The sequence below is a fragment of the Actinotalea ferrariae CF5-4 genome, from assembly GCF_000603945.1.
In the GTDB taxonomy this organism is placed as follows: domain Bacteria; phylum Actinomycetota; class Actinomycetes; order Actinomycetales; family Cellulomonadaceae; genus Actinotalea; species Actinotalea ferrariae.
This window is the reverse complement of the sequence record NZ_AXCW01000149.1, coordinates 1-9921: the sequence shown is the minus strand read 5'-3', so window position 1 is coordinate 9921 and position 9921 is coordinate 1. Positions and strand designations below refer to the sequence as shown.

Annotated in this window: 10 protein-coding genes and 1 tRNA gene; 4 read left to right on the top strand and 7 right to left on the bottom strand. The window is 75.0% G+C overall.

The window, feature by feature from the left end; genetic code table 11:
• Positions 1-209, top strand: a 209-nt coding sequence (locus N866_RS12805) for an NPCBM/NEW2 domain-containing protein (RefSeq protein ID WP_034226902.1), incomplete at its 5' end; no start/stop codon positions are given.
• Between the two features lie 100 nt (positions 210-309).
• On the opposite strand, the gene pth is transcribed toward N866_RS12805, so the two are convergent.
• From pth to N866_RS12775, 6 genes are all read right to left on the bottom strand, one after another.
• Complete coding sequence (pth, locus tag N866_RS12800) at positions 310-909, bottom strand: aminoacyl-tRNA hydrolase (RefSeq protein WP_034226899.1); 600 nt, start codon at positions 907-909, stop codon at positions 310-312.
• Positions 910-1009: 100 nt separating this feature from the next.
• A complete protein-coding gene (locus N866_RS12795; RefSeq protein WP_034226898.1) occupies positions 1010-1639 on the bottom strand; it encodes a 50S ribosomal protein L25/general stress protein Ctc in 630 nt (209 codons plus the stop codon).
• Positions 1640-1877: 238 nt separating this feature from the next.
• The gene (locus N866_RS12790; RefSeq protein WP_034226897.1) at positions 1878-2861 is read right to left on the bottom strand and encodes a ribose-phosphate diphosphokinase; all 984 of its coding nucleotides are present in this window, start codon (positions 2859-2861) and stop codon (positions 1878-1880) included.
• A 67-nt stretch (positions 2862-2928) separates the two neighbouring features.
• Positions 2929-4479: a bifunctional UDP-N-acetylglucosamine diphosphorylase/glucosamine-1-phosphate N-acetyltransferase GlmU gene (gene glmU / locus N866_RS12785; protein ID WP_034226896.1), complete on the bottom strand. Its 1551-nt coding sequence runs from the start codon at positions 4477-4479 to the stop codon at positions 2929-2931.
• A gap of 204 nt (positions 4480-4683) precedes the next feature.
• Positions 4684-5787, bottom strand: coding sequence for a hypothetical protein (locus tag N866_RS12780; RefSeq protein ID WP_034226894.1), 1104 nt, complete (start codon positions 5785-5787; stop codon positions 4684-4686).
• Between the two features lie 157 nt (positions 5788-5944).
• Positions 5945-6016: transfer RNA gene (locus N866_RS12775), tRNA-Gln, on the bottom strand.
• 145 nt (positions 6017-6161) lie between these two features.
• On the opposite strand from N866_RS12775, the gene N866_RS12770 reads away from it, so the two are divergent.
• Genes N866_RS12770 through N866_RS12760 form a run of 3 tightly spaced genes read left to right on the top strand, consistent with a single transcriptional unit; the run spans position 6162 to position 7895 of the window.
• Positions 6162-6767 (top strand): TetR/AcrR family transcriptional regulator, encoded by a 606-nt coding sequence (locus N866_RS12770; RefSeq protein ID WP_034226908.1) that lies wholly within the window; start codon positions 6162-6164, stop codon positions 6765-6767.
• Entirely contained in the window at positions 6764-7252 is a 489-nt protein-coding gene (locus N866_RS12765) for a MarR family winged helix-turn-helix transcriptional regulator (protein ID WP_034226893.1), read from the top strand. The genes N866_RS12770 and N866_RS12765 overlap by 4 nt, the downstream gene beginning before the upstream one ends.
• A gap of 37 nt (positions 7253-7289) precedes the next feature.
• On the top strand, positions 7290-7895 hold the full coding sequence (locus tag N866_RS12760; RefSeq protein ID WP_155855352.1) for a hypothetical protein: 606 nt from the start codon (positions 7290-7292) through the stop codon (positions 7893-7895).
• 45 nt (positions 7896-7940) lie between these two features.
• Here N866_RS12760 and N866_RS12755 read toward each other — a convergent pair whose 3' ends face one another.
• Entirely contained in the window at positions 7941-9818 is a 1878-nt protein-coding gene (locus N866_RS12755) for an ABC-F family ATP-binding cassette domain-containing protein (RefSeq protein WP_034226892.1), read from the bottom strand.
• Between the last annotated feature and the right edge of the window lie 103 nt (positions 9819-9921).

The following is a 9921-nucleotide window of genomic DNA, read 5'->3' as shown; positions in this document are numbered from 1 at the left end:
GCGGCTCGGTCGTCTTCCAGGTCTGGGACGGCAGCAAGAAGCTCGCGGACAGCGGCGTGATCCGCGGCGGCCAGCCGGCCAAGTCGATGGTCGTGGACGTCACGGGCCGATCGAACCTCCGCCTCGTCGTCACCAACGCCGGCAACGGGTCCACCCAGGACCACGCCAACTGGGGCGACGCACACCTGGTCACCACCACGACGTCGTGAGACCCGCCTGACGCGACGAGGGCCGGTGGGACCACCCCGCCGGCCCCTCGTCGTTCACCTCCAGGGTCGGTCCGGCCCGACGGAGGCCGACTGCGGCAGGTCAGCCGACGGGGGCGTGGAACCTCCGCTGCGCGGCCTCGAGTCCCTCGAGGACGACCATCTCGACCGCGTCCGCGGCGGCGTCGAGGAGCCACGGCAGCTCCTTGCGCTCGACCGTGCCGAAGTCCTTGAGGACGAAGTCCGCCGGGTCGGTCCGCCCGGGCGGGCGGCCGATGCCGACGCGCACCCGGACGTACTCCTTGCTGCCGACGGCCGAGCTGATGCTGCGCAGGCCGTTGTGCCCGCCCTCTCCCCCACCGCGCTTCAGCCGCACGTCGGCGTAGGGGATGTCCAGCTCGTCGTGGACGACCACGAGCCGGTCCACCGGCACCTGGAGGTACGCGGCGAGGCTCGCGACCGGTCCGCCCGAGACGTTCATGTAGGACAGGGGCTTCGCGAGCAGCACCCGCGGCCCGGGGGCCCCGCCGGGGAGCACGCCGAGCCGGACGTCGGCCACCTGGGCCCGGCTGCGGTGGGAGCCGAACGCGACGCCCGCCCGGCGCGCGAGCTCGTCGAGCACCATCTGCCCGACGTTGTGCCGGTTCCCCGCGTACGCGGGCCCGGGGTTGCCCAGGCCGACGACGAGCCACGGGTCGGTCATCACGGTCCTCCGGAGGTCGCTGGCGGGGTGCGACGACGCCCGGCCCCCGAGGGGACCGGGCGTCGCACGGCGGGGTGTCCGACCGGGGTCGGACGGCGGCTCAGGCCTCCTCGGCGGGCTCCGCGTCGGCCGTCGCCTCGTCCGCGGCGGCAGCCTCGGCCGGCGTCTCCTCGCCCGTCTCCGGCTCCTCCTCGGTGCGCTCCTGCGCGACGACGACGACGGCGGCCTCGGGGTCGCCCAGCAGCGTCACACCGGACGGCAGGCTGACCTCGCCCGCGGTCACCGTGGTGCCGGCCTCGAGGCCCTCGATGGACACCTCGACGTTCTCGGGGATGTGCGTCGCCTCGGCCTCGACCTGGAGGGTCTGCGCCTCGACCAGCGCGACGGTGCCGGGCGCGGACTCGCCGGTGACGTGCACGGGGATGTCCACGGTGACCTTCTCGCCGGCCCGCACGGTGAGCAGGTCGACGTGCTCGATGATCGGCTTGATCGGGTCGCGCTGGATGTCCTTGACGATCGCGAGGTGGGACGTGCCGTCGAGCTCGATCGAGAGCAGGGCGTTGGCGTGCTTCAGCGCCAGCATCGTCTCGTGCCCCGGGAGCGTGATGTGGACGGGGGCCTCGCCGTGGCCGTAGATGACCGCGGGGACCTGGTGGGCGCGACGGATGCGGCGGGCAGCACCCTTGCCGAACTCGGTGCGGGCGGTGGCGGCGAGCTTGATCTCGGACACGGTGGCTCCTGGGGATGGTTCGGTGGCTCTCGGGACCGGGGTGGGGACCCGGTGGGCGGCCTCGGCGCGGGACGCAGGACGGACGCGCAGGACGGCCGCCGCGTCGATTCACGGAGCCGGGGCCTGGTCCCTCGGGCAGCGACCCCTGGGGGGTCCTGCCGGGTTCCGGCCGTCCGACGTCCCTCGCCGAGGCACGGCTGCCGATCCTACCGCACCGGGCGCCGCGGCTGCGGTCGCGTCAGGAGGCGCCGTCGAACAGCGAGGTGACCGACCCGTCGTCGAACACCTCGCGGATCGCACGTGCCAGCAGGGGCGCGATGGACAGCACCGTGAGCTTCTCGAACTGCCGGTCCTCGCTGATGGGCAGGGTGTCCGTCACGACGATCTCCCGGGCACCGCACTCCTGGAGGCGCTGCCCCGCGGGGTGCGACAGCACGCCGTGCGTCGCGGCGACGATGACGTCCTTGGCCCCCGCCGCCAGCAGGACGCGCACGGCCTCGGCGATCGTGCCCCCGGTGTCGATGAGGTCGTCGGTGAGGATGCAGGTGCGGCCGTCGACCTCGCCGACCACCCGGTTCGCGACCGAGCGGTTGGGTGCGGTGATGTCCCGGGTCTTGTGGATGAAGGCCAGCGGGCAGCCGCCGAGCTTGGCGGCCCACTGCTCGGCGACGCGGATCCGGCCGGCGTCGGGCGAGACCACGGCCACGTTGCTGAGGTCGACGCGCGTGCGCACGTAGTCCACCAGCAGCGGCATGGCCCAGAGGTGGTCGACCGGCCCGTCGAAGAAGCCCTGCGTCTGGGCGGCGTGCAGGTCCACGCTCATGAGCCGGTCGGCGCCGGCGGTCTTGAAGAGGTCCGCCACGAGCCGGGCGGAGATCGGCTCGCGACCGCGGTGCTTCTTGTCCTGGCGGGAGTACCCGTAGAACGGCAGCACCACCGTGATGGTCTTGGCGGACGCCCGCTTCAGGGCGTCGACCATGAGGAGCTGCTCCATGATCCACTGGTTGATCGGCGCCGTGTGGCTCTGGAGGACGAACGCGTCGGTGCCGCGCACGCTCTCGCTGAACCGGACGTAGATCTCGCCGTTCGCGAAGTCGTAGGCGGTCGTCGGCAGGAGCTCGACACCGAGCGCCGTGGCCACGTCCTCGGCCAGCTCGGGGTGCGCGCGCCCCGACATGAGCACGAGCCGCTTCTCGGAGTCGCTCGAGGTGATCCCGGTCATCTGCGGCAGGCCTTCTTCCTGGGGCGGGGGCGGGGAGGTCCGGCGGGCACGCGCGGCGGACCCGCTGTCAGTCGTGGTCGCGGCCGGCACGGGCTCGCTCCGCCCGGGCCTGGGCCGACAGCGCGGCGTCGTCGTCCACGTCGGGCCGCAGGGCGGCCGCGGCCGCCTGCGCGGAGGGCGTGCCCTCGCGCCGGCGCAGGACCCACCCGTCGATGGTGCGCTGCGGTGCGGTGTTGATGCCGAGGGAGCCGGGAGGCACGTCCTGGCGGATGACCGAGCCTGCCCCCGTGTAGGCGCCGTCACCGATCCGGACCGGCGCGACGATCGCGTTGTCGGAGCCGATCCGCACGTGGTCGCCGACGGTGCTGCGCGACTTCGCCACGCCGTCGTAGTTGACGAAGATCGTGCCCGCGCCGACGTTGCTGTGCTCGCCGATCGTGGCGTCCCCGACGTAGGACAGGTGCGGCACCTTCGAGTGCGCCCCGATCGTGGCGTTCTTCGTCTCGACGTAGGCGCCGATCTTGCCGTCCTCCCCGAGCTCCGTGCCCGGCCGCAGGAACGAGAAGGGCCCGACGACAGCGCCCGCCCCGATCACGGCGGAGGAGCCGTGGGTGCGGACCACCTGGGCCCCCGCCCCCACCTGCACGTCGGTCAGCGTGGTGTCCGGGCCGACGACGGCGTCGCGGGCGACGGTGGTCCGGCCCAGCAGCTGCGTGCCCGGCAGGACCGTCGCGTCCGGCTCGAGCTCGACCTCGACGTCGATCCACGTGGTGGCCGGGTCCACGACCGTGACGCCCGAGACCATCCACTCGTGGACGATCCGGCGGTTCATCTCCGCCCGGAGCACGGACATCTGGGCCCGGTCGTTGGCACCCTCGACCAGCCACGGGTCGTCGACGCGCACCGCCCGCACGGCACCGCCGTCGGTCCGGGCGATCGCGAGCACGTCCGTCAGGTAGACCTCGCCCTGCGCGTTGTCCCGGCCCAGGCGCCCCAGCGCCCCGCGCAGCACGGCGCCGTCGAAGACGTAGACCGAGGAGTTGATCTCGCGGATCTCGCGCTGGGCGTCGTCGGCGTCCTTGTGCTCGACGATCCCGGTCACCTCGCCGGTGGCCGGGTCCCGGACGACGCGGCCGTAGCCCGTCGCGTCCTCGACCTCGGTCGTGAGGACCGTGACCGCGTTGCCGTCGGCCACGTGGGCGGCGAGCAGCTCGGCCAGCGTCCCGCCGTCGAGCATCGGGATGTCCCCGGCGAGGACGACCATCGGGCCGTCGAGCGCGCCGCCGTCGTCGCCGCCCGCCGCGACCGCGCGGGCGCGGGTCGCGGCCTCCAGCGTGCCCAGCGCGCACTGCACCGCCCGACCGGTGCCGGGGACGTCGTCCTGGTCGGCGACCAGGACGTGGGGGTCGACCTCGAGGGCGTGCGCCGCGACGCGGTCCCGCTCGTGCCGGACGACGACCGCGAGGAGCTCCGGCTCGAGCGACCGGGCCGCGACGAGGGCGTGGCCGAGCATCGTGCGACCGGCGAGCGTGTGGAGGACCTTCGGCGTCGCGGACCGCATCCGGGTCCCCTCGCCTGCGGCGAGCACGACGACGGCTGCGGGGCGTGGGGTGGTCACTCGGTCTCCCGTCGGATCTGCCGTTCCGCGGGGCCCTGGTGCGGCGCCGCCGGCGATGGTCCTGGCGTGGCCCAACTCTACCGCCGCGCCCTGGTCCGGGACGCCGGGGTCACGCGCGGCCACGCCGTGGTCCGGCGCGGTCCGGCGCGGTCCGGCGCGGTGGAGGGTCCGTCGTCACCGGCCGGACGAACCCTCCACCGGACCTCAGGCGGCGGGCGTCCCGACCGGGGCGGGCTCGACGCGGTCGCCGCCACGCAGCCGTCCGGCGAGACCGCCGAGCTCCGCGCGGGACGGCAGCCACGCCACGGCCGGGGCCGTCACCGGGTTCGAGCCGTAGACGAGGAGCGTGAGGAACAGCCCGTAGACCGGGAGGTGCCCGATGACCTCGGTGGTACCGAAGAGCAGCAGCGTCGCGTTGAACGGCACCATCGCCACGAGCGTCGCGACCTGGGGCAGCGCGCCGGACAGCACGAGGAGCCCGAACAGCAGCTCGACGGCTCCCGCGACCACGACGAACGTGTCGACGGGAACCTGGACACCGACGAGCGCGAGCACGTCGAGCTCCGGGTAGGCCTCCAGCGTGTTCCGCGCCAGCCCGGGGTTGGTGAACTTCTCGCTGAAGGCCAGGGTCACGAGCGTCACCGCGACGAGGGACTTGAGCAGCAGGACCGCGACCCGGAGCCGCTCGGGGCTCGGGTCCACCCGGCCGAACGTGCCGTCCGAGGGCGGCACCACGGCCAGGAAGGCGGCGATCCCGAGGATGGCCGCGTTCTCGAGGACCGCCACCGGTCCCGCGGCCAGGAGGGCGAACGGTCCCAGGAGAGCCACGCCGACGGCGGCCGCCCGCAGGCGCACCCCGGTGACGAGCCAGATGCCGATCACGGCCTCGACGACGCCGGCCAGCGCCCCGCCGGGGACGTCCTCCAGGGGGACGGCCGGGCTGAGGAACGAGCCCGTCACCGCGAGCGCCAGGAGCGCGACGCCCAGGTGCACGGCCAGCAGGCGCGGGACGTACGGGGCGAGGCGCCCGAGCGGGGCGAGGAACGGCAGCTCCGGCCGGGGCAGGCGCGCCGCGGCGAGCCGCCACACGACCGCCACGACGACGACGGCGAGCGCGGCACCGAGAGCGGGGGGCGAGGCGAAGAACGCCCAGTCGCCGCCGTCGGCCGGTTCGGCGAACCACCGCTCGTGCGCGGACGCGGGGGCGGCGACCAGGGCGAGCCCGCCGGCGAGGAACAGGGTGGTCCCGAGGCGGACGATCGACGCCCGGAAGCGGGTCGGGCCGGGCGCAGGGCAGGAGGAGGTCATGAGGGTTCCCAGGGGTCGTCGCGGTGCACCCGTCGCGAGGGTGCGCCCCGAACACTAGAAACGGTGCGGGCCGTGAGAACGGGACCTCCGTCCCGGCGGCCCGCGGTCCGGTCTGCTGCGCGTGCGGGCGGACACCGCGCGCTCCGGCTCCGGCCGGCTCCGCCCCCAGGATTCGAACCTGGACCGCAAGGCTCCAAAGGCCTGCGTGCTGCCGTTACACCAGGGCGGACCGACGCCGCGGGGGCGTCGGGAACGGTGCCCCATCCTGCCAGCCCCGCGGCGGCGCACCGCGAGCCCGCCTCAGGGGGGCCGGGGCGCCGGCACGGCATGATGGGGACGTGGCCTCCTCGAGCAAGCGCCCCGCCCGGGCCCGGATGACCGGCACCCAGCGGCGCGAGCAGCTGCTCGACGTCAGCCGGCAGCTCTTCGCCGAGAAGGGCTTCGAGGGCACGAGCGTGGAGGAGATCGCCGCACGCGCGCAGGTCTCCAAGCCCGTCGTCTACGAGCACTTCGGCGGCAAGGAGGGCATGTACGCCGTCGTCGTCGACCGGGAGATCCAGGCCCTCACCGGTTCCCTCACCTCCGCGCTGGAGGCCGGCGGCCACCCGCAGCAGCTGGTCGAGAGGACCGCCCTGGCGCTGCTCACGTACATCGAGACGTCGACCGACGGCTTCCGCATCCTCGTGCGCGACTCGCCCGTCACGCAGTCGGCCGGCACCTTCTCCAGCCTGATCGGCGACGTGGCGATGCAGGTCGAGCACCTGCTCGCCGCCCAGTTCACCAAGCGCGGGCTGGATCCGCGGGTGGCGCCGCTGTACGCCCAGATGCTCGTCGGCATGGTGGCCCTGACGGGGCAGTACTGGCTCGATGCCCGCAAGCCCGACAAGGACGAGGTGGCCGCGCACCTGGTCAACCTCGCCTGGCACGGGCTGGCGGACCTGCAGCGCAAGCCCACGCTCCTGCAGCAGGACCCGGCGTGACGGACGAGGTCGACCGGATCGTCGAGGCATGGCGGCGTGAGCGTCCCGACCTCGACGTCGCCCCGCTCCAGGTCCTCTCGCGGGTGAGCCGCCTCGCGCGGCACCTCGACCTGGCGCGGCGTACCGCGTTCGAGCGGCACGACCTGGAGCTGTGGGAGTTCGACGTCCTCTCGGCGCTGCGCCGCGCCGGCGAGCCGTACCAGCTCTCCCCCGGCACCCTCGTGCAGCAGACGCTCGTCACGAGCGGGACGATGACGAACCGCATCGACCGGCTCGCAGCCCGGGGGCTGGTCGAGCGCCGGCCCGCGCCGGGCGACCGCCGCGGCGTGCTCGTCCGCCTCACGGCCGCCGGGCTGGAGCGGGTCGACGCCGCGCTCGAGGGCCTGCTGCGGACCGAGCGCGACCTCCTCGCCGCGCTCCCCGAGGCCGACCGCGGCACCCTCGCGGACCTCCTGCGCGAGCTCGTCGCCCCGTTCGACGCCTGACTACCCGACGCCTGACCGGCCGACCAGAGGAGCCGCGGTGCCCGAGTCCGCCGAGGAGATGTACGCCCGCGTCGTCGGCCTGCTGGGTGAGGGCGGACGACCGCCCCTGCCGCCGACGGCGAGCTGGCGGACGTTCCCCTTCGAGGGGGAGATGCTCGTCCGGCCGCTCGAGCAGCCCGTCGCCGCCGAGCCCGAGCGTCACGGCGCCGACCCCGCGGAGTGCTGGTGCACCGCCGACCCGGACCGCGGGGCGATCTGGCGCGACACGACGTGGCGCGTCGCGGCGCCGCCGGCCCCGACCGGGCTCCCGCTGCAGCTCTTCCTGACGCCCCGCGAGCACCTGGACGTGACCGAGATGGAGGCCGGCCTCGCGTCCTCCTTCGGGGTCATGACCTCCCGGCTGGTCCGCGTCATGTCCGCACTCCCGCACGTCGGTCGCGTCCACTTCTCCCAGTGGGGCGACGGCAGCACCCACCTGCACGTCTGGTTCTTCGCCCGGACGGCGCGCGTGCGTCAGACCATGGGGACGTTCGCCGCCGTGTGGGACGACCTGCTGCCGCCCGTGCCGGATGACGTGTGGCGGGCCGACCTGCGCACCGTGGCCGCCGGCCTCGCCGCGCACGGCGGCACAGCGCTCGTCTGAGGTCCAGCGCTCGTCCGAAATCCCGCGCTCGTCCGACGGTCGGCGCTAGCCGGCCACCTCGGCCGCCAGGAGCCACTCCTCCTCGAGCTGCTCCCGCTCCGCCGTCAGCGCCCGCGCCTCCGCGTCGAGCTCGAGCACCGCGGTGTGGTCCGTCGCCACGGCGGCCATCTTCGCGTGCAGCCGGTCCTCGGCCTCGGCGATGCGCTGCAGCCGCCGCTCGATCCGCGCGATCTCCTTGCGTGCCGCGCGCACCTCCGCCTGGCTGGGCCCCGGCGCGACGTCGTCGGTGCCCGGCGCACCCGCGGCACCCGGCGCGCCCCCGGCACCCTCGTCCGCCGCGGCGAGCGGGGCCGCCGCGGGCATGCCCGACGACGACGACGCGCGCCGGAGCTGCAGGTACTGCTCGACGCCGCCGGGCAGGTCGCGCAGCGCCCCGTCGCCGAGCAGCGCCCATTGCCGGTCGCACACGCGCTCCAGCAGGTAGCGGTCGTGCGAGACGACGACCAGCGTGCCCGGCCACCCGTCGAGCAGGTCCTCGACGGCCGCGAGGGTGTCCGTGTCCAGGTCGTTGGTGGGCTCGTCCAGCAGGAGCACGTTCGGCTCCCCGACGAGGAGCCGGAGCAGCTGCAGCCGACGGCGCTCGCCGCCGGACAGGTCGCGGACCAGCGTCTGGGCGCGCTCGCGCGCGAAGCCGAGCCGCTCGACCAGCTGGGACGCCGTGAGCTCCTTGCCGGCGACGCGCAGGCTGCGCCGCTCCTGCTCCACGACCTCCACGGCACGCAGGTCGCCCAGCTCGTCCAGCTCGGTGACGTCCTGGCTGAGCGTCGCGACGACGATCGTCTTGCCGCGCCGCACGCGGCCGGACCGGGGGTGCACCTCGCCGGTGAGGAGCCGCAGCAGCGTCGTCTTGCCCGCGCCGTTGACCCCGACCAGGCCGTACCGGTCCCCCGGCCCGAGGCGCCAGGTGACGTCGTCGAGGAGGACGCGCTCGCCCTCGCCGTCGGGCGTCGGCACGGCCACCGTGACGTCCTCGAGGTCGAGCACCTGCTTGCCCAGACGGGCGGTGGCCATCCTCGTCAGCTCGAGGCTGTCGCGCGGCGGCGGCTCGTCGGCGATGAGCGCGGCCGCCGCGTCGAGGCGGAAGCGCGGCTTGCTCGTCCGGGCCGGTGCGCCCCGGCGCAGCCAGGCCAGCTCCTTGCGCAGGAGGTTGTCGCGCTTCTCCGCGGTGACGGTCGACTGGCGGGCGCGCTCGGCGCGGGCGAGGACGTAGGCGGCGTAGCCGCCCTCGGAGGGCAGGACCGTGCCGCCGCGGGTGTCGCCGTGCCGGCTGCCGGTCACCTCCCACATGCGCGTGCAGACGGCGTCCAGGAACCAGCGGTCGTGGGTGACGACGACGAGCGCCCCGGAGCCGGAGCCGAACCGCTCGACCAGGTGCTCGGCGAGCCAGGCCACGCCCTCGACGTCGAGGTGGTTGGTGGGCTCGTCGAGCAGCAGGACGTCGTGGTCGTCGACCAGCAGCGCCGCCAGCGCGACCCGGCGGCGCTGACCGCCCGAGAGCGTCGCGACGTCGGCGTCGAGGTCGAGGTCCGCGAGGAGCCCGGCGTGGACGGCCCGGATGCGCGAGTCCCGCGCCCACTCGTGGGTCTCCCCCGTCCCGTGGACCGTCTCGCGGATCGTCGTCCCGCCGGGCAGGTCGTCGCGCTGGTCCAGGAGCCCGACCCGCAGGCCCCCGGCGTACGTCACCCGCCCGCCGTCCGGGTCCTGGCGTCGGCCGAGGAGACGCAGCAGCGTCGACTTCCCCGCGCCGTTCGGCCCGACGACGCCGACGCGCAGCCCGTCGTCCAGGCCGAGGCTGACGTCCTCCAGGAGCGTGCGGGTGCCGACGGTCAGCGAGACGGAGTCCAGGCCGAGCAGGTGCGCCATCAGCCGCGGTCCCCCGTGCGCGGCACGCCGGCCCGCTCGGCGCCGACGACGCGCGCCCCGGGCACCGGGCCCGACGCGGTGAGGACGCCGTCGGCCACGCCGG